7 protein-coding genes are annotated in these 25,414 nt (G+C 73.7%); 5 read left to right on the top strand and 2 right to left on the bottom strand.

The genetic code is table 11. The features are described 5' to 3' along the window. Nucleotides 1–16: 16 nt before the first annotated feature. Together ltrA and ACY34I_RS21830 are read right to left on the bottom strand one after the other, a co-directional pair. Complete coding sequence (ltrA, locus tag ACY34I_RS21835; protein WP_462756932.1) at nucleotides 17–1,201, bottom strand: group II intron reverse transcriptase/maturase; 1,185 nt, start codon at nucleotides 1,199–1,201, stop codon at nucleotides 17–19. Between the two features lie 600 nt (nucleotides 1,202–1,801). Further along, complete coding sequence (locus ACY34I_RS21830) at nucleotides 1,802–2,281, bottom strand: GNAT family N-acetyltransferase (protein WP_462756931.1); 480 nt, start codon at nucleotides 2,279–2,281, stop codon at nucleotides 1,802–1,804. Between the two features lie 591 nt (nucleotides 2,282–2,872). Between ACY34I_RS21830 and ACY34I_RS21825 the strand changes: the two genes are divergently transcribed. The 5 genes from ACY34I_RS21825 to ACY34I_RS21805 are packed head-to-tail and all read left to right on the top strand — an operon-like array spanning nucleotide 2,873 to nucleotide 25,412. Further along, complete coding sequence (locus ACY34I_RS21825) at nucleotides 2,873–14,842, top strand: amino acid adenylation domain-containing protein (RefSeq protein WP_462756930.1); 11,970 nt, start codon at nucleotides 2,873–2,875, stop codon at nucleotides 14,840–14,842. Further along, nucleotides 14,839–18,048, top strand: a complete 3,210-nt coding sequence (locus ACY34I_RS21820; protein ID WP_462756929.1) for an amino acid adenylation domain-containing protein — start codon at nucleotides 14,839–14,841, stop codon at nucleotides 18,046–18,048. Before ACY34I_RS21825 ends, ACY34I_RS21820 begins: the two co-directional genes overlap by 4 nt. Beyond that, entirely contained in the window at nucleotides 18,041–19,108 is a 1,068-nt protein-coding gene (locus ACY34I_RS21815) for a TauD/TfdA family dioxygenase (protein WP_462756928.1), read from the top strand. The genes ACY34I_RS21820 and ACY34I_RS21815 overlap by 8 nt, the downstream gene beginning before the upstream one ends. Continuing rightward, nucleotides 19,105–20,121, top strand: coding sequence for a TauD/TfdA family dioxygenase (locus tag ACY34I_RS21810; RefSeq protein ID WP_462756926.1), 1,017 nt, complete (start codon nucleotides 19,105–19,107; stop codon nucleotides 20,119–20,121). The genes ACY34I_RS21815 and ACY34I_RS21810 overlap by 4 nt, the downstream gene beginning before the upstream one ends. Next, nucleotides 20,118–25,412 carry an amino acid adenylation domain-containing protein gene (locus ACY34I_RS21805; protein ID WP_462756924.1) on the top strand — a complete coding sequence of 1,765 codons (5,295 nt, stop codon included), beginning with the start codon at nucleotides 20,118–20,120 and terminating at the stop codon, nucleotides 25,410–25,412. The genes ACY34I_RS21810 and ACY34I_RS21805 overlap by 4 nt, the downstream gene beginning before the upstream one ends. Nucleotides 25,413–25,414 lie beyond the last annotated feature (2 nt).

Raw genomic sequence — 25,414 nt, 5'->3', positions numbered from 1 at the left:
CGAGGATCCCGGTCCATCAGGCTTTGAACCGTTTGAGGGAGCGCAGCCGTTTGTATTTCTTCCGGGCCCAGCGCGCCAGGTAGGTGTTGACGTGCCGGAGGAGGGGCAGTAGCTGCGACCGGTAGAACCGGCCGTAGTACGTCATCCAGCCCGCCACGATGGGGTTGATCCATGCGGCAAGCTCAGCGAGGTCGTCCCCGCTGCGTCGGTGGATCCGCCAGGAGCGGAGCCGTTTGCCCATCGCCTTGAGTGCCTGCGGGCTGACTGCGGGCAGGAAGGAGGTGAACGCCTTCCCGTCCGGATAGACGGCCTTGCGGGGGCGGAAGGTGTAGCCGAGGAAGGTGAACGAGATGTGCTCGTAGGAGCCTCGCCGCCTTGAGTCCCGGCAGTACACGATCTTGGTCTTGTCGGGGTGCAGACGCAGCCCGACGTGTTCCATTCTCTCGGCGAGCGCGGCCAGCACATTCTGCGCCTGCCGCTCGGTCACGCAGTGCACCACGGCGTCGTCGGCGTAGCGTTCGAACTCCACGGTCGGGAATTCGCGTTCCAGCCGGGTGTCAAACGCGTAGTGCATGAACAGGTTGGCCAGGACGGGCGAGATCGCCGACCCCTGTGGGGTTCCTCGATCACGTTCGGCCAGGGTGCCGTCAGGCTGCTGGATCGGGGCGGCGAGCCACCGCTTCACATACAGCAGTACCCAACGCTGGTCGGTGGTGATGTTGGCCTCGACCGCTTTGACCATGAGGTCCCACGGCACGCTGTCGAAGAACTTGGCGACATCAAGATCTATCACCCAGTCCTTGCGCCAGCACCGTTGACGGCACTTGGCCACCGCGTCCAGCGCGGAGCGTCGTGGCCGGTATCCGTAGGAGTCCGCATGGAAAATCGACTCCGTCCGGGGTTCCAGCGTCATCGCCGCCACCGTCTGGGCGACCCTGTCCGCGACGGTCGGCACCCCGAGAATCCGGGTTCCGCCGCCGTTCGGCTTGGGTATCTCCACCGCCATCACCGCAGGTGGGAAGTAAGTCCCCGACGACATCCGGTTCCAGATCTTGTAGAGGTTGTTCCTCAGATCCGTCTCGAAGTCCTCGATGGACTGCCGGTCCACCCCGGCGGCGCCCTTGTTGGCCTTGACTCTCTCGTATGCCTCCCACACCAGCCGTTTCGGAATGTTGAACGGCTTGTCCTGCGGTTCCGACACGCCCACCCGCTTCCTCCCGAGACAGCGCCCGGTTGTTCGTGTGAACAGATCGACAGATGAGCCGGCCCCTTCGCTCCACCCCCGTTACAGAGGCTTCACCGCTACTACGGGCCGGTCCGCCAGCGGACGCCGCGACGGTACTCAACGCCTCACGGTTTCTGCCGTTCGACGCGCTCCCTCTCGCCCCCGGGCCACGCACGGCCAAGGCAGCGGTATCGGCGTCCGCCTTCCCACGTTCCATGCAGAAGCCGCAGACCGGACTCGCGCCGCCTCTACGCCGGACACCGCCTGGCCAGTACAACGGGTCGCCCGCCAGGCTCATCCCGGGCCCTTTTAACCGCCCCGGTTTCGATGTCATCTACTTGTTTCGACGCGTCATCAACGGTTCGCTCGCGCTCGCCTTCCCGGTCCCCACCTGACACATCACGTGCGCCTTTTCCTCAACGCTCACCACGACGGTCTTCAGCCAACGCAGCTTGAGGTGGTTTGACGCCTCCCCCCGCAGGGCGACGCCGAAGGGCCAGACCTTCATCTCCTACACAGCACCGCATCCAGCAAGGTCCCTACACAACAACCCCACCTTCCGCGCTCGTGGCGCACTTAAACGAAAAGCTGAGAGGCGTGGTTGTCCTGGAACACCTCGGTGAGCGCGGCGCGTGCGTCCAGGTGGTCGAACGCCAGCGTGAGCAGACCGGCGCGAGCTTCGGTTCCGTAGCCCTTGCCTTGGTGTTCGATGCCCAGCCAGGCCGAGGTCGTGATTTCCCGGACCACCAGGAAATCGCGGGCTCGAAGCGTGACCACGCCCAATGGCTCGCCGTTGCGGAAGACCCCGAGACCGAGTCGCCACGCTGCGACGGTCCACCCGGCGAGCTGGCTCCAGTGTTGCTGCAGCACGAACCGCGCCCGATCCTCGGGGCTGCCGTCGGTCCACGGCGTCAAGAACGGACGTTGGTCTGGGTGGTGCACGCCTTTGCCGGCCAGGTGAGCGAGTGTCGCCAGTTCCTCCTCGCGGGGCAGGCGGAGCTCAAGTCGTCGCGTGGAGATGGTCAGGCTGAATTGGGGCCACAGATCAGCGAGCATGGGTTGATCCTGACGAGCGGGCTCATCTCCACGCTACGGGATTACGCGCACGCTCTGTCCTGGGTGTGCAGCGCCGCGGCCTCGCACACCTGGCCGCGCGATCCGGGTACTGCGTCCCGGCCGGCGCCCTCATCTTCCCCACCTACGGTGCCCCCGGCTGTTTCAGTCAATCGTCGTTGCGACACCTTCCGCGTCATAGATCTTGCCGGCGACAGAAAAATAGACGAACGTGCAACGACGTCGGCACCGAAAGCATCGACAGCCGACACATTCCGGGGATCCCCCAACCAAGATCATCAGTGCCATGATGTCGACGGGCTTTTCCTCTCAAGGATCTACATCTGTCGTATGAATGGGCTGATCGCGGGGGCTGTCACGGGCACCCTCCGACCTGCGGGATCATCCCGCCGGCCGGTCGCGTCGCCGCATCCCGGTGCCGTACCCGTGACCGTGCTCCACCAGGCCGAGCCGACCCCAGGTCGACCGGCCGCCAGCGACAGATTCGGCCCACTGGACCACGAGCAACCGATCGAACGGGCCGGCGCGTTGACGGCGTTCCTCCGGCCGGTGCTGGCATAGAAGGCAAACGCGATGACCGACGTCCTGAGTTCCCGGCGAGCGACGCCCGTCGCGCCGTTCCGGGCCGATGCCGCAGGCGCTTTTCCTGCTGTTGGCCCGGTCGCGGCCTCGTACGCGCAGCGCCAGATGTGGTATCTGAGCCGCCTCGACCCCGACGCGGCCACCTACCTGGTGCCGCTGGCCTACCGGCTGCGCGGACCGCTGGACGTGGCGGCGTTGTCGGCGGCGCTCGACGGGCTGGTGGCCCGGCACACCGCGCTGCGTACCACTCTCGCGCCGGCGGCGGACGGCCCGGCTGGGCCGTCCGATCCGGACGGTGCGGCGCAGCGCGTGGTCCAGGTGGTGCACGACCCGCGCCTCGGCCTGTTGCGGGTGCACGACCTGAGCGGGCTGCCCACGTGGCAACGCGACCAGGAGTTGCAGGCCCGGATCCAGGCCGAGGCGCGCACCCCGATGGACCTGGAACGTGGGCCGCTGCTGCGTGCCAGCCTGCTGCGCTGCGGGCCGGAGGAGCACCTGCTCCTGCTGACCCTGCACCACGTCGCCGTCGACGAGTGGTCGCTCGGCATCCTGCACGACGAGTGGGAACGGCTCTACACGGCACACCGCACGGGCCGGCCGGCGGACCTCGACCCGGTCGACGTCGACTACCGCGACCACGCGGCGTGGCAGCACGACTGGCTCGGTGGTACGGAGGCGGCCGCCCAGCGCGACTACTGGCGCGCGCAGCTCGCGGACGCGCCCGCCGTCCTGGAGCTGCCCACCCGGGGGCCGCGGCCCACCGTGCCGTCCAGCGCGGGGGCCACCCTGTCGGTCCCGCTGGACGTGTCCACCGAGGCGCTGATGGCGCTGTGCCACCGGATGGGCGTGTCCCCGTACATGGTGCTGCTCGCCGCGCTGCAGGTGCTGCTGGCGCGGTGGACGGGGCAGCGCGACATCGTGGTGGGCACGCCCACGGCCAACCGGCAGCGGGCCGAGGCGCAGCAGCTCGTCGGGCTGCTGCTGAACACCGTCGCCATCCGCGCCCGGCTGGACGACAACCCGTCGTTCGAGGCGCTGCTCGATCGGGTACGCACCGCCGCTCTCGAGGCGCTGAGCAACGAGGAGCTTCCCTTCGAGGCGCTGCTGGAGTCGCTGCGCCCGGCCCGCCAGCCCGGCTTCACCCCGCTGTTCCAGGTGATGTTCGTGTACGGCCGGGAGGCGGCGCCGCCGCGCCTCGACGGCCTCGACGTCACCTCGCTCGACGTACCCGGCAGCACCGCCAAGTTCGACCTCACCGTCGCGGTGCGGGAGAACGCCGACGGCGTGCGGACCGTGCTGGAGTACCGCACCGACCTGTTCGACGAGGACACGATGGTCCGCCTCGCCGGGCACTTCCAGGCGCTGCTGCGGTCGCTGCTGGCCGACCCGGGCGCGCCGGTCGGCTCCGCCGCGATGCTCACCGCCGACGAGCACCGGCAGCTCGTCGCGGAGTGGAACGGCACCGCCACCCCCGCGGTGCCGGACGAGCTGGTCCACGTGCTGATCGAGCAGCAGGCCCGGCGTACCCCCGACGGTGTGGCGGTGACTGACGGCGACACCGTGCTGACCTACCACGAGCTGCACACTCGGGCCGAGGCGCTGGCGGAGACGCTGCGCCAGCGGGGCGTCGGGATCGGTGGCCTGGTGGGGGTGCTCCTGCCGCGCGCCGTTCCGTTCGCCGTGGCGGTCCTCGCGGTGCTGAAGACCGGCGCGGCCTACGTACCCATGGATCCGGCCAACCCACCCGCCCGGTTGCGTTACCTGCTCGACGACACGGCCGCCTCGGTCGTGCTCACCTGCGCCGAGCTGGCGCACCTGGTGCCCGACGAGACGGCGCTGCTGATGCCGGGTCTGGACTCGCCGGTCGCCCAGGCCGACCCCGGTCGTGGCAACGGAGGCTCGGGCGGCGGGCCGCGGCGACGGCCGCGCCGACGGCCGTCGCCGTCGGCGGAGGATTTGGCGTACGTCATCTACACCTCCGGGTCGACGGGCCGCCCCAAGGGGGTGATGGTGACCCACCGCGGCGTGTGCAACTACGTGCGCTGGGCGGCCCAGGCCTACCGGCTGCAGCCCGGGGACACGGTCCCGCTGCACTCGTCGATCGGGTTCGACCTGACCGTGACGAGCCTGCTGGTTCCGCTGACCAGCGGGGCCACCGTCCTGATGGTCGGCGAACACCTCGGCCCGGAGGCGCTGGGCGAGGCGCTGCGCCAGCGGCGGACGCCGTTCGGGCTGGTGAAGATCACCCCGGCGCAGCTCGACCTGGTCAACCACCAGCTCCGCCCCGCCGAGCTGGCCGACCGCACCCGGTGCTTCGTCATTGGCGGCGAGAACCTGCGCGCCGACCAGGTGGCGCCTTGGCGGACCCACTCCCCCGCCACCGCGCTGGTCAACGAGTACGGGCCGACGGAGACCGTGGTCGGTTGTGCCGCGTACGAGGTCGACGCGGCCACGGGGGCCGACGGCTCGGTCCCCATCGGCCGGCCGATCGCCAACACTGAGCTGTACGTGCTCGATGGGTGGGGGAACCCGGTCCCGGCGGGCGTGGTGGGCGAGCTGTACGTCGGCGGAGCCGGCGTGGCGCGCGGCTACCTGCACCAGCCGAGGTTGACCGCCGAGCGGTTCGTTCCGGACCCGTTCTCGTCCGTCCCCGGCGCGCGGCTGTACCGGACCGGCGACCTCGTGCGCCTGCGCCCGGACGGGAACCTCGAATACCTCGGTCGCACCGACAACCAGGTCAAGCTGCGCGGCTACCGCATCGAGTGCGGCGAGATCGAGGCGGCCGTACGGCGGCACCTGCCGGAGAGCGACGTGACGGTCCAGCTGCGCCGGGACGACCCCGACGACCCGCAGCTCGTCGCGTACGTGGCGGGCGCCGTGGACACCGACCACGACAGCGCCGTCCTGCGGGCGTCCCTCTCCGCCGAGCTGCCGTCCTACATGGTTCCCGGCGCGTTCGTCTTCCTCGACGCGCTGCCGCTGACTGGCAACGGCAAGGTGGACGCGGCCGCGCTGCCCGCCCCCGGTCGGGCCCCAGACGTGCCGCGGCAACGCTGCGCGCCGGATCAGGGTCAGCCCGCGCCCGAACCGGCTGCGCCCGCCGGCCCTGGCCCGGTCCAGTGGGACGCCGCACGGATCCGCCTCGAGCGGCTGGTCGTGGACGTGTGGCGGGACGTGCTCGGCGTGCCGCGGGTCGGGGTGCGGGACAACTTCTTCGACCTCGGCGGCCACTCGATGCGCCTGCTGGCCGTCCTCGACCAGCTGCGCGCGCAGGTCGGCGACGTCGTCACGGTCACCGACCTGTTCCGCAACCCCACGGTCGAATCCCTGGCGGCGTTCCTCGCCACCGCCACCACCGGGACGGCGGCCGCCCCGCGTCCCGGACCGGCCCGCACCGCCCGGCCGTCCGCCGGCGCGAGCTACGACACCGGCCAGCCCAGCGGCCTGATCGCCGTGGTCGGCATGGCCTGCCGCTTCCCCGGCGCGCGGACCCTCGACGAGTACTGGCACAACATCCGCGCCGGCGTGGAGTCGGTGCAGGAGTTCACGGTCGAGGAGATGCTGGCCGACGGCGCGGACCCGAGCCGGCTCGACGACCCGGCGTACGTCCGGGCCGGCACCTACCTGCCCGGCATCGACGAGTTCGACGCGGCCTTCTTCGGCATCACGCCTCGCGAGGCGCAGACCCTCGACCCCCAGCACCGGCTCCTGCTGGAATGCGCCTGGCACGCGCTGGAGCACGCCGGCTACGACCCGTCCGGCCACCCCGGGCGGATCGGCCTGTTCGCCGGGTCGGGTCGCAGCAGCTACCTGCTCGACCACCTCAGCAGCGATCCGGAGCTGATGAGCGCCCTCGGCGAGCACCAGCTGTCCATCGGCAACGACAAGGACTTCCTGCTCAGCCGGGTCGCCTACAAGCTCGACCTGACCGGTCCCGCCGTCACCGTCGCCACCGCCTGCTCGACCTCGCTGGTGGCCGTGCACCTCGGCCGGCAGAGCCTGCTGGCCGGCGAGTCCGACCTGGTCCTGGCCGGCGGCGTCAGCATCTTCCCGGCGCAGCGGCGCGGCTACCTCTACCACGACGGCGGCATCTACTCCCCCGACGGGCACTGCCGCCCGTTCAGCGCGGACGCCCGCGGCAGCATCGAATCCAGCGGGGTCGGCATCGTCGCGCTCAAGCGGCTCGAGGACGCCGTCGCGGACAACGACACCATCTACGCCGTGATCCGCGGGTCTGCCGTCAACAACGACGGGGCCCGCCGCACCGGGTACACCGCACCGGGCGTCGACGGCCAGGTCGAGGTGATCAGCAACGCGCTGACGACGGCCGGCGTGGACCCCCGTTCGGTGAGCTACGTGGAGGCCCACGGGACGGGCACCAGCCTCGGCGACCCCATCGAGGTGACCGCGCTGACCGAGGCGTTCCGGCGTGGCACCGACGACCAGGGCTTCTGCGCCCTCGGTTCGGTCAAGGCCAACATCGGGCACACCGACGCCGCCGCCGGTGTCGCCGGACTGATCAAGACGGTCATGGCGCTGCACAGCCGTACGCTGCCCCCGACGATCAACGTCAGCCGGCCCAACCCGGCGATCGACTTCGCGGGCAGCCCGTTCTATCTCAACGACTCCGCCCGCCCCTGGCCGGGCGACGGCCCGCGCCGGGCGGGGGTCAGCTCGTTCGGCATGGGCGGCACGAACGCCCACGTCGTGCTGGAGGAGCCGCCGGCCACGGCGCCCGCCCCGCCGCCGCCCGCGCCGGCCGCGGGGCCGCAGCTGCTGGTCGTGTCGGCCCGTACGGTCGAGTCGCTGGACCTGCAGACGCGGCAGGTCCGCGACTGGCTGGCCGCCCGTCCCGAGGTGGACCTCGCCGACGTCGCGGCCAACCTGGGCCGGCGCCAGTCGATGACCCACCGGCGGTTCCTCGTCGCGGCGGATCACGCCGACGCGCTGGCCGCCCTCGACTCGCCGCAGCGGCAGTTCACCGGCACCCACCCCGGCGGCCGGCGGGCGCTGGTGTTCGCCTTCCCCGGGCACGGCGCCCAGCACGTCGCGATGGGCGCCGGCCTGTACCGCGCCGAGCCGACCTACCGGGCCGTGGTGGACGAGTGCGCCGAACTGCTCCGCGACGACCTGCGGCTCGACCTGCGTACGCTGCTCTGCCCCACGCCCGACGGACACGAGCGGGCCGAGCAGCTGCTCACGCAGCCCCGGCTGATCCAGCCGGCGCTGTTCGTCACCGAGTACGCCCTCGCCCGGTCGCTGCTCGCCCGGGGCGTGACCCCGGACCTGATGGTGGGGCACAGCCTCGGCGAGTACGTCGCCGCGTGCCTCGCCGGCGTGTTCTCCCTGCCCGACGCGCTGCGCCTGGTGTGCGCCCGCGGCGAGCTGGTCGAGCGGACCCCGGCCGGGGCGATGCTCGCGGTGAGCCTGCCCGAGACGGCCGTGGCCGGGCTGCTCGACGACCGGGTGTCGCTGGCCGCCGTGAACGCCCCGGAGCTGTGCGTGCTGTCCGGCGACCCGGAGGCGATCGGGGAGCTTCGCCGGCGGCTGACCGGCGACGGGGTCGACTGCCGGCCGCTGCGGGTCACCCGCGGCTACCACTCGGCGCTTCTCGACCCGGTGCTCGACGAGTTCGCCGACCACGCCCGCCAGGTCACCTACCGCGAACCCGAACGCCCCTACCTGACCAACCTCACCGGCGGCCCCGTCACCCCCGGCCAGGTCACCGATCCCGGCTACTGGGTGCGGCACATGCGCGAGCCGGTGCGGTTCGCCGAGTCGGCCGCGCTGCTCGCCGAGCAGGACGTGGTCCTCGCGGAGCTGGGCCCCGGGCACGCCCTCGGCGGCCTGGCGCGATTGGCCGGTCTGCGGCCCGGCCAGGTGGTGGCGGCGATGCGGCATCCGCGCAGCGACGCCGACGACCTCGCCACGATGCTCGACGCGGCCGGCCGGATGTGGCTGTCCGGGGTGCCGGTCGACTGGGCCCGCTTCCACGGTGGCCGCCGCCGGCGCCTGGCGCTGCCCGGCTACCCGTTCGAGCAGCACCGGTACTGGGTGGACGCGGCGCCGCGCGCCGTCGCCGCGGCCCCCGTACCCGCCCCGCCGGCGGCTCTTCCGGCCTCCCCGGACGCGCCGGAGCCCGTCGACGCCGGCAACCGGCCGGCCCTCAGCACGGCCTACGTCGCCCCCAGCACGCCTGAGCAGGAGTGCGTGGCGGAGATCTGGAGCGAACTGCTCGGCATCCGACCGATCGGGGCGCTCGACAGCTTCTTCGAGCTGGGCGGGCACTCGCTGCTCGCCACCCAGCTCGTCGTGCGGCTGCGTGCCCGGCTCGGCGTGGCGCTGCCGCTCGAGACGGTCTTCGCGCAGCCGACCGTCGCGCAGATCGCGGCGGCGCTGCCCGCGAGCGGTCCCGCAGCCACCCGCCCCGCGGAGGCCGTCGCCGAGCAGCCCACCGCCGCGCCCGCCCAGCCGGCCATCCCCCGCGCCGAGTCCGACGCCGGTCCGGCGCCGCTGTCCTCCGGGCAGCACCGGTTGTGGTTCCTCGACCAGGCGTACCGCCAGAACGCGTACACCGTCAGCACCACCCTGCTGCTGGACGGCGCCCTCGACGTCGACGCCCTGCGCGGCGCCCTCGGGGAGCTGGTCCGGCGGCACGAGTCGCTGCGTACCGTCTTCCCGCTCGGCCCCGACGGCGACCCCGTCCAGCAGGTGCTGCCGCCGGGCCCGGTCGACCTGCCGGTCACGTCCGCGCCGGCGGACGCGGAGCCGGACGCGGCCGGTGGGCGCAGCATCGTCGAGTCCGCGGTCGCCGACGCGGTGCCGCAGTGGGTCCACGCCGCCCTGGCCGCCGACGTCCGCCGCCCGTTCGACCTGGCCCGCGGGCCGCTGTTCCGGGCCGTGCTGCTCCGGATCGCCGACGACCGGCACGTGCTGTCGCTGACCATGCACCACAACGTCTCCGACGGGTGGTCCCTCGGCATCATCGCCGGCGAGCTGGCCACGCTCTACGACGCCGTCCTCGACGGCCGCCCCTCGCCGCTGCCCGACCTGGCCGTCCAGTACGGCGACTACGCGCGCTGGCAGCGCAGCCGGATGGCCGACACCGACAGCGACGACATGCGGTACTGGCGCCGGCAACTCGACGGCGTGGCCAGCGTCCTGGAGGTGCCCACCGACCGGCCACGGCCGCCCGTGCAGACGTTCGACGGCGCGGTGAGCACCCGGATCCTGCCCCCGCGGACGGCCGACGAACTGCGCCGTTTCAGCCAGGCCCGGGGCGCCACCCTGGCCATGACGGTGCTGGCCTCGCTGAAGGCCCTGCTCTGGCGTTACACCGGGCAGGCCGACATCTGCGTCGGCACCCCGGTCGCCGGACGGGTCCGCGCCGAGCTCGAACCGATGGTCGGCTTCTTCGTCAACATGCTGCCGTTGCGGACCGTCATCGACGGCGACTGGACCTTCGAGGAGCTGCTCGGCCAGGTGCGGCGCACGGCGCTGGGGGCGTACGACCACCAGGAGGTGCCGTTCGAACGCCTCGTCGACCTCGTCGACGCGCCCCGCGACCTCAGCCGCAACCCCCTGTTCCAGGTGATGTTCAACATGCTGAACGTGCCCGAACAGGACCTGCGGACGAGCGGGCTGCGGATGGTCCAGTTCGCCGTCGAGCCGGGCATCGCCCAGCAGGACCTGGCCCTGTACGCGTACGAGGCGGACGAGGGGCTGCGGTTCCGGCTGGAGTACAACACCGACCTGTTCGACGCGGCGACCGCCGAGCGGATGATGGGCCACCTGGAGACGCTGCTCGCCGCCGCCGTCGCCGACCCCGGCGTCCGGCTGGCGGACGTGAACGTCCTCACCCCCGCCGAACTGGCCCGCGTCGCCGAATGGAACGACACCGCCACCCCGCTCGGCTGGGCCACGCAGGGCCGGGACGGGCAGACACCGACCCTCGTCGAGCTGATCGAACACCAGGCCGCGGCGAACCCCGACCGGCCCGCCGTGACGTTCGGGGCGACCACGCTCACCTACGCCGAGCTCAACGCCCGCGCCAACCAGCTCGCCCACCGGCTCCGCCGGGCCGGCGTCGGCCCGGACGTCACCGTCGCCGTCTGCCTCCACCGCTCGCACGAACTCCCGGTCACCCTGGTCGGCGTGCTCAAGGCGGGCGGCGCGTACGTCCCCGTGGACCCCGACTACCCGATGGAGCGGCAACGGTACGTGCTGGCGCACAGCGGCGCGGCGGTCCTGGTCACCGAGGCGGACCTCGCCGACCGGTTCGCCGGGTACGCCGGCGAGGTGGTGCACAGCGGCGAAGCGTCGCTGGTCACCGAGCCGGACAGCGACCCGGAGCCCCTCGCCGGGCCGGAGCATCTCGCGTACGTGATCTACACCTCCGGTTCGACCGGACGCCCCAAGGGCGTACGGGTGAGCCACGGCGCGGTCGTCAACACCCTGGCCGCGATGCGGGAACGGCCGGGTCTGACCAGCGACGGCACCATGCTCGCGATGGCCAGCTTCGCCTTCGACATGTCCGTGCCGGAGCTCTTCCTGCCCCTCGTGGTCGGCGCCCGGATGCTGCTGGTGGGCCGCGACGTCGCCTACGACGCGACCCGGCTGGCCGAACTGCTCGCCGCGGAAGAGGTCACCCTGGCCCAGGGCACCCCGGCGACCTGGCGGCTGCTGATCGAATCCGGGTGGACCGGCCTGCCCGGCCTGACGGCCGTGTGCGGCGGCGAAGCGGTGTCCGCGCCGTTGGCCCGACAGCTGGCGGAGCGGGTCGGCGCGCTGTGGAACCTGTACGGCCCCACCGAGGCCGCCGTCTGGTCCACGATGGAACGCGTCGAGCCCGGCTTCACGTACCTCACCATCGGCCGCCCGATCGGCAACATGCGCGTCCACGTGCTCGACCCGCAGCTGTCCCCCGCCCCCGTGGGCGTACTCGGTGAGCTGCACCTCGGCGGCGCGGGGCTGGCCCGCGACTACCACGGCGACCCGGCGCTGACCGCGCAGCGGTTCGTGCCGGACCCGAACGGCGGCGGCCGGCTGTACCGCACCGGCGACCTCGGCCGCTACCTGGCCGACGGCCGCATCGAGTTCGTCGGCCGCAGCGACTCGCAGGTGAAGGTGCGCGGATTCCGCATCGAACTCGGCGAGATCGAAGCGGTGCTGCGCCGCCACCCGTCGATCCGCGACACCGCCGTGGTGGTGCGCGAGGACGAGGGCGAGAAGGCGATCGTGGCCTACCTGACGCTGGCCACCGGGACGGAACCCGACGCGGACGCGGATCAGGGGGCGACGCCGGACGTGACCGCCGACTTCGACGTCGACCCCGCGCCGTGGCGGTCCTTCGCCCGCACCTACCTGCCGGACTACATGGTGCCGTCCGCCTTCGTGGTGCTCGACCGCATGCCGCTCAACGCCAACCGCAAGGTCGACCGCGCGGCCCTGCCCGCACCCCGCCGCGGCGGCGCCACCGTCGGCGCGACCCCACCGGACACCCCGCTGCGCAAGGCCCTGGCCGAGCGGTGGGCGGCGGTCCTCGGCTACGACACCGTCGGCATCGACGACGACTTCTTCGACCTGGGCGGCGACTCGTTCAAGGCCATCAAGGCACTGGCGGGCAACGACCCGGCGATCAGCGTCCTCGACCTGTTCCGCTACCCGACCATCCGGTCGCTGACCGAACACCTGGACGCCACCGGCGGCAGTGCCGGACGCCTGCTGCACGAGCTGACCCCGTCGCGGCCGGCGACGCCGACGCAGCTGACGCTGCTGTGCGTACCGTTCGGCGGCGGCAGCGCAATCACCTTCCAGCCGCTCGCCGACGCCCTCCCACCGGGGGTGTCCCTGTACGCCCTGGAGCGGCCCGGTCATGACCTGAACCGCCCGGACGAACCACTGCTGGACACGGACGAACTGGTGGACCGCTGCGTGGCCGAGGTCCTCGAGGGCATCGAAGGCCCGGTGGCCGTGTACGGGCACTGCGTGGGCGGCGCCACCGCGGTGGAGCTGGGACGCCGGCTGGAGGCGGCCGGTGTCGAGCTGACCGGAGTGGTCATCGGCGCCCACTTCCCCGCCCCGCGACTGCCCGGCCGGGTGTTCAGCTGGCTGCGGCGCTGGTTCCCGATGGAGCGCTGGACGTCGAAACGGCGGACGCTGGAAGCGCTGCGCGCGATGGGCTTCTTCACCGAGGTCTTCGACGAGAACGAGAAGGACTTCGTCATGCGGGTGGTCCTGGCCGACTCCGCGGCCGGCGAGGACTACTACACCGACGTCTACGCCAACGGCCTGCCCCGGAAGTTGGCGGCCCCGCTCGTCTGCGTCGTCGGCAGCGGTGACCGCGCCACGGAGCTGTACCAGGAGCGGTACCTGGAGTGGGAGTTCTTCTCCGATCGGGTGTCGCTGGAGGTCATCGAGGGCGCCGGCCACTACTTCGCCAAGCACCAGCCGGCCGAGCTGGCGAAAATCATCCTGGCGACCTGCGGCCCGACGGTGCCCGCGGAGCGGCAGCAGCCGGCCGGCGAGGCACTGCCGAAGCCGGACCCCGCCCCGGCACCGCCCCGTGAGGAACCGGAGCGCGTCGCGGCCCCACCCGCCGCCCGCCGCTCCATGCCCAGCCTGACCGTGTTCTACCTGATCGCGATCGGGCAGCTCGTCTCGCTCATCGGCAGCGGACTGACCGGCTTCGGCATGAGCCTGTGGGTCTACCAGCAGACCCGGTCGGTGTCGCTGTTCGCCACGGCCACCGTCCTGGCGCTGCTGCCCGCCGTCGTCCTCTCCCCCATCGCCGGCGCACTGGCCGACCGGTGGAACCGACGGCTGATCATGATCCTCGCGGACTCCCTGGCGGCCACCGGGACGGTGAGCCTCGCCCTCCTGCTGTGGCTGGGCCAACTCCAGCTCTGGCACGTGTTCACCGCCATCACCGTCACCGCAGTGGCGACCGCCTTCCAGCAACCCGCCTACCTGGCGGCCGTCACGCAACTGGTACCGAAGCGGTACTACGGGCGCGCCAACGGCATCGTCTCCCTCGGCACGGCGACGAGCACCGTGCTGGCGCCGCTGGTCGGCGGTGCCCTGGTGATCGCGGTCGGGCTGCGCGGGATCGTCGTCATCGACCTGCTCACCTTCGCCTTCGCCGTCGCCGTCACCCTGTCGGTCCGCTTCCCGGACACCCTGTTCGTCAAGCGGGAGGAGCCGTTCCTGCAGGAGGTACTGGGCGGCTGGCGGTTCATCACCCGCCGGCACGGCCTGGTCGCGTTGGTCGTGCTGACCGCGTCGCTGAACTACTTCTTCTCCATGGTCGAGGTCCTGGTCACCCCGCTGACCCTGTCCTTCGGCGACCCGGCGGTGCTCGGCCGGGTGCTCGCCGCCAGCGGGGTCGGCATGCTCGTCGGCTCGGTCCTCATGGGCGTGTGGGGCGGCACGGCCCGGCGTACCACCGGCATCCTGGGCAGCGTCGTGCTCCTCGGCGCGTCGCTGCTCACCGTCGGCCTGCACCCGAGCCCGCTGTTCCCCACCCTCGGCCTGTTCGGCATGGGCCTGGCCGCCGCGCTGGTGAACACCCACTGGCTGGCCATCGTGCAGGCCAAGGTGGGCCTCGACCTGCAGGGACGGGTGCTGTCCATGGGCCAGATGCTGTCCTGGCTGATGGTGCCGGCCGGCTTCCTCACCGCCGGCCCGCTCGCCGAGCACGTGTTCGCCCCGATGGTGTCGCCCGACGGCGTGCTGGCCGCCATTGTCGGCACCGGAGCGGGCCGCGGCATGGCCCTCGCGGCGATCGTGGCCGGACTCTTCTCCCTCGCCCTCGCCGCCGTCGGCATCGCCTACCGACCGATCCGCAAGGTCGAGGACGAGCTACCGGACAACGACCCCGGCAGCGTCATCCTCGCCGACAAGGACCGCCTGCAGGAGGCGGCCGACCGCCAGCTCGCGCTGCACCGGGCCGGTCAGCGATGAGCGCGCCCACCCGATCCGCCGGCCCCACCCGCCGGGCCGGCGGCCGGCGCCCGACCAGCGCCACGCCCGCCGTGGACTGCCTGCACCGGATGGTGGCCGCGCAGGCCGCCCGCACCCCCGACGCGGAGGCGGTACGGCACGCCGACCGCGCCCTGTCCTACCGGGAGCTCGACGAGGCCGCGAACCGGCTGGCCCGGGTGCTGCTCCGGCGCGGGGTGACCCGGGAGGACCGCGTCGGCGTCTGCCTGCCGCGCACACCCGAGCTGGTGGTCGCCCTGCTCGCCGTGCTCAAGGCCGGCGCCTGCTACGTCCCGCTGGACCCGGCCTACCCGCAGGCCCGGGTGGCCTTCATGACCGCTGACTCCGGCGTACGGCAGGTGCTGACCCGCGCCGACCTCGCCGACCGGTTCCCCGACACGGCCATCCCGGTCGACCGGCTCGACCCGGCGGGAGACGGCACCGACCCCGCGGTACCGGTCACGCCCGCGGACCTGGCGTACGTCATCTACACCTCCGGCTCCACCGGCCGGCCCAAGGGCGTCGCCATCGAACACCGCTCGGCGTCGGTGCTCATGCACTGGGCCCGGCAGACCTTCGACGACACCGAACTGGGTGGCATGCTCGCCGCCACCTCCGTCTGCTTCGACCTGTCCGTCTTCGAGATCTTCGCCCCGCTGTGCTGGGGCGGCCGGGTGCTGCTCGTCGACAATGTGCTGGCCCTCGCGGCCCCCGCCGCGGATGGGTTGCCCGTCACCCTGGTCAACACCGTTCCCTCCGCGATGGGAGAACTGCTCACCGCCGGCGCCCTGCCGGAGAGCGTCCGCACCGTCTGCCTGGCCGGCGAGCCGCTCACCGCCGCGCTGGCCGCCCGGGTGTGGTCCCGCCCCCACGTACGCCGGCTGTGCAACCTCTACGGCCCGTCCGAGGACACCACCTACTCCACCTGGGCGGAGGTGCCGCCGGACAGCGGGGACCCGCCGATCGGCCGCCCCCTGCCGCAGACCCGCGCCTACGTCCTCGACCCCGACGGGCAGCCCGTCCCGCCCGGCGAGCCGGGCGAGCTCCACCTGGCCGGCGCGGGCCTGGCCCGCGGCTACCTCGACCGGCCGGAGGAGACCCAGGTCCGGTTCCGGCCCGACCCGTTCCGGCCCGGCGAGCGGATGTACCGCACCGGCGACCGGGTCCGGCTGCGCCCGGACGGGCAACTGGCCTACCTGGGCCGCCTCGACGACCAGGTGAAACTGCGCGGCTACCGGATCGAGCTGGGTGAGGTCTCCGCCCGCCTCGCCGCCCTGCCCGGAGTCCGCGAAGCGACCGCCGCCGTCCGGGAAGGACCGAGCGGCGATCCGCTGCTGGTCGGCTACCTGGTCGGCGAGCGACGCGACGACGTGCGGGCCCGGCTCGCCGAGGTGCTGCCCGCGCCGCTGGTCCCCGCGACCGTGGTGTGGCTGGACCGGCTGCCCACCCTGCCCAACGGCAAGGTTGACCGGTCCGCGCTGCCCGCCCCCACTCTCGGCGACGACGCCGGGCCCGACGCCGGACCGCCGCCCGGGACGGCCGGGACGGTGGCGGCGGTCTGGTGGGAGGTCCTCGGCGTCCCGGTCACCGACGCCGACAGCGACTTCCTCGCCCTCGGCGGCGACTCGCTACTCGCGGTCCGCTGCGCCACCCGGCTGGCCGCCGCGACCGGCCGGCCGGTCCGACCGGGCGACCTCTTCGCCCACCCGACCGTCGCCGCGTTGACCACCCACCTCGACGGGCTGACCGCCGACGCGGCGCTGGCCGGCGATCCGGCCGGCCCGGCGCCGGCCGGGCCCGCCCCGCTGTCCGCCGCGCAGACCCGGCTCTGGTTCCTGCACCAGCTCAACCCGGCCGACACCTCCTACCTGCTGGCCTTCGCGATCCGGTTCGCCACGCCGCTGGACCCGGACCGGCTCGCCCGGGCGCTGCGCCAGGTGGTCGACCGGCATCCGGCCCTGCGCACCGTGTTCCCCACCGGGCCGGACGGGCCGATGCAGCACGTCCACCCCGGCACCGAGGTGACGCCCGTCGTCGCGCCGCAGGAGGCGGGCACGCCGCTCGACAAGCGGCTCACCCGGCTCGCCGCCGACGCCACCCGCGCACCCATGGACCTGGCCGCCGGCCCGCTGCTGCGCGCCCACCTGGTACCGGACGACACCGGCCGCGCGGTGGCGCTGCTGCTGGTCGTCCACCACATCGTCTGCGACGACTGGTCGTTCGGCGTCATCGTGCGGGACCTCGCGGAGGCGTACGACACCGGGGTGAACCCGGCGACGGCGACCGAATCCCCGGCGGTCGGCCCCGCGGCGCTCGCCCTGGCGCAGCGGGACTGGCTGGCCGGGCCGGCCGGGCGGCAGGCGGTGGCCGACGTGCTGGACGAACTACGCGGCGCTCCGGACTTCCTCGACCTGCCCACCGCCCCGCCCCGCCGGGGCCGGCTCGCCCCATCCGCCGTCCCGGCCCGGCCGGATCTGCCGCCGCCGGCCGCGCGGCCCGGCGACGGCCCACCGTCGGGCGCCGCGTTGCGGACCACCGTGGACACCGCCACCGCCCGAGCGGTGCGGGACCTGGCTCGGGCCGAGCGGGTCAGCCTGCACATGGTCGGGCTGGCCGCCTTCGCCACCCTGCTCGGCGCCGCCACCGGCCGTCACGACCTGCTGATCGGGGTCGCCTTCGCCGGCCGGACCAGCGTCGCCGCCGAGCAGAGCGTCGGCTGCTACGTCAACACCCTGCCGCTGCGGCTGCGTCCGGCCCCCGATCGCCGCTTCGCCGACCTGCTCGACGAGGCCCGCCGGGTCACCCTGTTCGCCGCGGCCCACCAGGACGTCCCCTTCGACCTGCTCGTGGAGCGACTCCGACCCACCCGCCGGCCGCACCGCAACCCCCTCGTCCAGGTCGCCTTCGGCGTGCAGAACGCCCCGCCGGCCCGCCACCGCGGCGCGATCGGTGTGGAGTTCACCGGCGTCGAGCTGACCCCGGACACCGCCCGGCTCGACCTGACCCTCTGGCTCGACGAGCGGCGGGACGGGCTGGAGGCGCTCTGGACCTACCGCACCGACCTGTTCGACCACGACGGGGTGGTCACGTGGCACCGCCGCCTCACGGCGCTGCTGCGTACCGCCGCCGCCGACCCCCGGCGCAGTCTGGCCGACTGCGCCGACACCTTGGGAGCGAAAGATGAGTGAGCAGACCCGCGTCGCGCGGACCATCCCCCGACGCGGCCGCGAACGGAACCTGGTGGACGTGCGCCCCGACTGGCCCGGCGGACCGCTGCCGGCGCTGGTGCAGGCCAACGTGCCCGACGTCGACCTGCCCGGCTGGCTGGCCGGCCACCGCGACGAGGTCGACGAGCTGGCCCGGCGCGCCGGTGCCGTGCTGTTCCGCGGCTTCGCCGTGGCCGGCCCGGACGACTTCCGCACCGTCATGGCCGCCCTCTCCGACGACGTGCTCTCCTACGGCGAACGCTCCTCACCGCGCAGCAAGGTCACCGAGGGCGTCTACACGTCCACCGAGCACCCCGCCGACCAGCCGATCGTGCTGCACAACGAGCAGTCCTACACGGTGAACTGGCCGCTGCGCATCGTCTTCCACTGCGAGGTGGCGCCGGCCGCCGGAGGGCGTACCCCGCTCGCGGACAGCCGCCGGGTGCTCGCCCGGCTCCGCCCGGAGACCGTCGCCGAGTTCGAGCGGCGCGGGGTGCTCTACCGGCGCAACTACCTGCCCGGCATCAGCCTCTCCTGGCAGACCGCGTTCCAGACCGAACGCCGCGAGGACGTCGAAGCGTACTGCGCCCGGGCGCTGATCGACGTGGAATGGGTCGGCGACCAGCAGCTACGCACCCGGCAGGTCCGCCCGGCGGTGCGCCGCCACCCCGTCACCGGGGAGCCGACCTGGTTCAACCACGCGCTGTTCTTCCACGTCACCTCCCTGCCCGAGGACGTCAGCGCCGGCCTGCGGGCCGCCCTCGACGAGGAGGACCTGCCCTACCAGACCGCGTACGGGGACGGCACGCCCATCCCCGACGAGGTGCTGGCCGAGCTGCGGGCGGCGTACGTCGCGGAAACCCGTTCCTTCGAGTGGCGGCGCGGCGACGTGCTGCTGGTGGAGAACATGCTCGCCGCGCACGCCCGCGAGCCGTTCACCCCGCCCCGGCGGATCCTCACCGCGATGTCCGACCCGGTCGCCGCGCCCGAGCTGACCGACGCGCTTCGCTCCGGCACGGTCGCGACGGGAGGCCGGGCATGAGCGGGCCGGGGCCGCGTCGTCGCGGTACCAGCACGGTCGCCTCGCCGGTGTCCCGGCGGGTGCTCGTGGACGACACCTTCGTGCTGCTCGTCGAGGCCGCCGTACCCGACCTCGACCTGGCCGGCTGGCTCGCCGGCCGCCGCGAGGAGCTGCTGCGGGACCTGGACCAGTACGGCGCGGTGTTCTTCCGCGGCTTCGAGGTGGGCACCGCCGACGACTTCAGCCAGGCCGCCCGGGCGGTCAGCCCGGACCTGCTCGGCTACCTCGAACGGGCCGCGCCCCGCCACGAGGTGGCCGACCGGGTGTTCACCTCCACCGAGTTCAACGCCGAGCAGTGGATCCCGCTGCACCACGAGATGTCGTACTCGCACAACTGGCCCACCTACCTCTACTTCTGGTGCGCGCAGCCGGCGACCGGCAGCGGCGGGGCGACCCCGCTGGCCAGCGAGCGGGTGATCACGCCGCTGATCCCCGCCGACGTGCGGGAGCGGTTCCTGCGCTCCGGCGTCAGCTACGTGCGCAACTACGGCCCGCACCTGGACCTGCCCTGGCAGGAGGCGTTCCAGACCACCGACCGGGCGGAGGTGGAGGCGTACTGCGCCGCCTCGGCGACCGAGTTCACCTGGCTCGGTGACGACGGGCTGCGCACCCGCGCCCGGCGGCAGGCGGTCGCCACGCACCCGCGTACCGGGGAAACCGTCTGGTTCAACCACGCCCACCTGTTCCACGTGTCCAACATGCCGGCCGAGGTGTCCGGCGCGCTGCTGCGCGAGTACGGCCCGGAGGGGCTGCCCCGCAACGCGTACTACGGCGACGGCGAGCCGATCCCCGACGAGGTGGTCACCGGCATCCGCGAGCTGTACCGGCAGCACGCCGTCTCGGTGCCCTGGCAGCGCGGCGACGTGCTGGTCGTGGACAACTTCCTGGCCACCCACGGGCGGGAACCCTTCAGCGGCGACCGGGAGATCCTCGTTGCCATGTCCGACCTCTACGTCAACCGGAGTGTGATGTGAACGGGTACCGTCTGTCGCCGATCCAGCGCCTGGCCTGGTCCGGGAAGCAGGACCTGGTCAGGGCCCGGGTCCGCCTGGACCGGCCGCTGGACCGGGCGCGGCTGCAGGCCGCCGTCGACACGGTGGTGGCCCGGCACGAGGCGCTGCGGCTGACCCTGGTGCACCACCCCGGCCTGCGGGTGCCGTTGCAGGACGTCGACGACAGCCGCGCCGTGGTGGTCGGCGCGCAGGGCGACCTGTCGGTCACCCTCACCGACGAAGCCCTGGAGCTGGCCGCCACCCCGCTGATCGCCGACCCGGCCAGCCTGCGCCTGGTCCTCGCCGACCTGGCCCGGGCCTACGCCGGTGAGGCGTTGCCGGACGACCCGGAGGCGCTGCAGTTCCTCGACGTCGCCGAGTGGCAGCACGAGGAACGGGAGCAGAACAAGGTCCCAGCCCCGGCCGCCCCGGCCGCGCGGCTGGTCACCCCGCACGCCGACGACCCGACCGCGGTGGTCACCGCGACCGTGCCCGCTGCCGCGCTGGCCGACGCCGCCCGCACCGCCGAGGTCGAGCCGGCCACCGTGCTCCTCGCCGCCTGGGCGCTGGCGGTCTCCCGCCGGGCCGAGGCGCCGGCCGGGGCCGACGAGGCGGACCTGGTGCTGGCCCGGTGGAGCGACGGCCGGCAGGCCGACGGCACCGCCGGCGTGGTGGGCCCGCTGGGCGGCTACGGGCCGCTCCGGCTGGCCCTGCCGTTGCCCGTCGCCCCCGCCGACCTGCTGGCCTCCGTCCGCGCCGTCGAGGTGGCCGCGGACGACACGTTCCACCTGGTCGATCCGGTGGACGAGCAGTCCGAGGCGGTCGCCGGGTTCGCCGTGCTGCCCACCGTGGATCCGGTCACCGTGGCCGGCCTCGACGGTGCCGCGGTGGCGGTCGCCGACCCGCCGCCGGCCGCCGGCCCGCAGCTCACCGCGCTGATCGACGGCGAGCAGGTCACCCTGCGGGTGGTCGGCGGGCAGTGGTTGCTCGACGCGCTGCTGGCGGTCCTGCGGACCCTGCCCGCCGCGCTCACCGCCGCCGTCCCACTGGCGGTGCTCGGCGACGGGGAGGCCCGCTGGCTGGCCGACGCGGCCGGGACCGCCGCCGAGGCGCCGGAGCGTACCCTCGTCGACCTGCTCGACGCGGGCCTCGGCGGCATGGAGCCCGACGCCGTGGCGGTGGTCGCGGCGGACGGCGCGTACACCGTCGGTGAGCTGCGCGAACGGGCCGCGCGGGTGGCCGGCGCGCTGGCCGGGCGCGGACTGTCCGGCGCTCCAGTCGGGGTGCTGGCCACCCGGTCCCGGGACACCGTCGTGGCGTTCCTCGGGGTGCTGCGGGCCGGGGCGGTGTTCGTCCCGCTGGACCCGGACGCCCCGGCGCAGCGCCTCGCCGCCCAGATCCACGCGGTCGGCGCGGAGGTCGTCGTCGGTGTCGGCGGCCCGGCGACCGTGATGGTCGACGACCTCGTCGCGGCCGGTGGCCAGCCGCCCGCCGCGGTACCGGCCCCGACCGGCCCGGCGTACGTGATCTTCACCTCCGGGTCCACGGGCACGCCCCGCCCGGTGCAGGTGTCGCACGGCGCCGCCGCGCACCTGGCCGACGCCCTGGAGCGCACCGTCTACGCGGGCAGCCGGCCCGGGCTGCGGGTGGCGGTGAACGCCCCGCTCACCTTCGACGCCTCGATGAAGCAGCTCGTGCAGCTCGGTCACGGCCGCAGCCTCTACCTGGTGCCCGAACAGGTTCGCCGGGACGGGGTGGCGCTGGCCGCCGCGCTGGCCGACCACCAGGTCGACGTGCTCGACCTGACCCCCTCCCAGCTGCGCATCCTGCTCGCCGGGGCGGGCGACACGCGGCTGCCCGGCCTGCTGCTGCTCGGCGGGGAGGCCATCGCGCCGGACCTGTGGGAGGCCGTGGCGGCGCTGCCCGGCGTCCGCGCGGTCAACCTGTACGGTCCGACCGAGTGCACCGTGGACACCAGCGCGGCGCAGGTGCGCGCCGGGGACGCCCCGAGCATCGGCCGGCCCCTGCCGGGCGTGGCGGTCTGGGTGCTCGACGAGCACCTGCGACCGGTGCCACCGGGCGTGGCCGGGGAACTCTGCGTCAGCGGGCCGCAGCTCGCCGACGGGTACCTCGGCGACCCGGAGACCACCGCGCGGCGGTTCCTGCCGGTGTCCTTGCCGTCCGGCCGCACCGAACGGGTGTACCGCACCGGCGACCGGGTCCGCTTCGACGCCGACCGGCGGCTGCGCTACCTGGGCCGCTTGGACGACCAGGTGAAGATCCACGGCTTCCGGGTGGAACCGGGCGAGGTCGCCGCGGTCCTGCGCGAGCTCCCGGAGGTCGCCGACGCCGCCGTGGTGGCCCGCGACGACGACGGCCACGGCGACCGGCTCGTCGCCTACGTCCGGCCGGGCCGCCCGGCACCCGCCGTTGACGTCGAGCGGATCGCCGGGATCAACCCGCACGAGACCCGTTACCTGTACGACGAGATCTTCGTCCAGCAGGTCTACCTGCGCGACGGCATCGTGCTGCGGCCCGGGGCGACCGTGCTCGACGTGGGCGCGAACATCGGCATGTTCTCGCTGTTCGTCCACACCGCCTGCCCGGACGCGACGATCCACGCGTTCGAGCCGGTGCCGTCGGTGACCGACGTGCTGCGACGCAACGTCGCCGAGTTCGGCGTACCGGCCACGGTGCACGGGATCGGGCTGTCCCGGGCCGACGGGGAGGTGTCCTTCACCTACTACCCGGGTTACTCGATGATGTCCGGCCACGCCGCGTACGCCGACCCCGATGCCGAGGTGTCGGTGATCAAGCGGTACCTCGCCAACGAGCGGGACGCCGGCGCGGACGAGCGGGACGTCCTGCTCGACCGGGTCGACGAGCTGCTCACGGAACGCTTCGCCGGCCGGGAGCTCACCGTGCCGGTCCGGCCGCTGTCGGCCGTGCTCGATGAGCTCGCGCCGCAGCGGATCGACCTGCTGAAGATCGACGTGCAGCGCGCCGAGGCCGACGTGCTCGCCGGGCTGGCGGAACGGCACTGGCCGCTGATCCAGCAGGTCGCCATGGAGGTCCACGACGCGCCCGGCACCGACACCGAGGGCCGGCTGGTCGAGCTGGTCGCGTTGTTCGAGGGCCACGGCTTCGACGTGGTTACCCGACAGGACGACCTGCTCGTCGGCACCGATCGGCACACCCTGCACGCCGTACGCCCTGAGTACGCCGCCGACCCGCGTCCGGCGGTGGTCGTCCCGGCCGGGCCGGCGACCGGACCGCTGGAGGAGCGGCTGACCGGCTGGCTGGCCGACCGGCTGCCGGCCCACCTGGTCCCGGCCGCGGTGGTGCTCCTCGACGAGCTGCCGCTGACCCGCAACGGCAAGCTCGACCGGGCGGCGCTGCCCGCGCCCCGCCTCGACCGGCCCCGGGACAGCGCGGCGGTGACGCCCGCCAACCGGGCCGAGGAGATCCTGGTGGAGGCGTGGCGGGAGGTCCTCGGGGTGGCGACCTTCGGCGTGACCGACAGCTTCTTCGCCCTCGGCGGCGACTCCATCCGCAGCATCCAGATGCAGGTCGCGGCGAACAAGCGGGGGCTGTCCTTCCGGCTCGGCGACATCTTCACCTACCAGTCGATCCGGGAACTCGTCACGCACGGGCAGATCACCCTCGACGGGGCTTCCGCCGCGCCCGCCGGTACCGAGCCGGACGAGCGGTTCGCGCTGGTCGCCGCAGCCGACCGGGAGCTGCTGCCCGAAGGGCTCGCCGACGCGTACCCGATGACCGCCCTGCAGCAGGGCATGGTCTACCACTGCGAGCTGACCGGCGACCCGGCGATGTACCACAACGTCACCGCGCACCGGATCAGCGCGCCGCTGGACGCCGCCGCGCTACGTGCCGCGCTGGCCGGTCTGGTGGCCGCCCACCCGGTGCTGCGGACCGGGTTCGCGCTGGGCGCGTACTCCGAGCCGTTGCAGCTCGTGCACGCGGACGTCCCGGTCGAGGTGCCGGTGACGGACCTGACCGACACCGACCCGCAGACCCGCCGGGCGCGGGTCGACGACCTCGTCGCGCAGGAGCGGGTACGCCCCTTCGACTGGGCCCGCCCGCCGCTGCTGCGGCTGCACGCCGTCCGGGAGGACGCCGACGCGTTCACCCTGATCGTCGCCGAGTACCACGGCATCCTCGACGGCTGGAGCCTGCACCTGTTCCTCACCGACCTGCTCGCCGCGTACGACCGGGAACGGGCCGGCAGCCCGCGCCCGGCCCGCCCCGGCCTGCCGTTCCGGGAGTACGTGGCGGCCGAACGGGACGCCCTCGCCGACCCGGTCACCCGCCGGTTCTGGTTGGACGGCCCGGGCGCGGTGCCGCCGCTGCTGCTCGGCGGGCCGGACCCGCGGACCACCACCACCCAGCGGGTGCCGCTGAAGGCGGACACGACCGACGTGGTCACCGAGGCGGCCCGCACCGCCGGGGTGCCGGCCAAGTCATGGCTGCTCGCCATCCACCTGCGGCTGATCGGCGAGCTCTCCGGCCGCGACGACGTGGTCAGCGGCCTGGTGGTCGGCGGCCGGCCGGAGGGGGACGGCAGCGACACCACCCTCGGCCTGTTCCTCAACACCCTGCCGGTGAGCGTGCGGCTGGGCACCCGGTCCCTGGCCGAGTTGGCCGCCGAGGTGTGGCGGGCCGAGCGGGAGCTGATGGGACACCACCGGTTCCCGCTCGCCGAGATCGTCCGCGCCGGCGGTGCCGGCCCCCGCTTCGACCACTTCTTCAACTGGACCCACTTCCCGAACGGGCCGGCCGACTGCGGCAGCCGCATCGTGGACAGCCGGGGCATCACCGTGGACGTCGCGTTCAGCCTCGCCGTCGACGCCGAACTGGACGCCGACACCGGCCGCCTCGCCCTCACCGTCCAGTACGACCACCGGCACGTCGCCGCGGACCGGGTCGACACCTTCGCCGACGGATTCCGCCGGCTGCTGGCCACCGACCCGACCGCGCCGCTACCCGCCGTCGCCACCGGCGGGCCGGCCGCCGCCGGCGACGACGCGCGGACCCGGTGGGCGGCCCAGGTGGCGGCGGCCTGGCAGGAGGTGCTCGGCGTCGCGCCCGGCGACCAGGCGACGGACTTCCAGGCCGCCGGCGGGGACTCGCTGCGCGCCCTGCGGCTGGTCACCGTGCTGCGGCAGCGCCACGGCAGCGACCTCACGCTGCCCGAGTTCGTGACGCTGGGCAGCTACGGCGCGCTGGTGGACCGGGTGACCCGTTCCGCCTGACC

This window comes from Micromonospora sp. RTBAU3-60, from assembly GCF_054963695.1.
The sequence above is the reverse complement of the archived record's forward strand: the minus strand, read 5'-3'. Positions and strand labels throughout refer to the sequence as shown.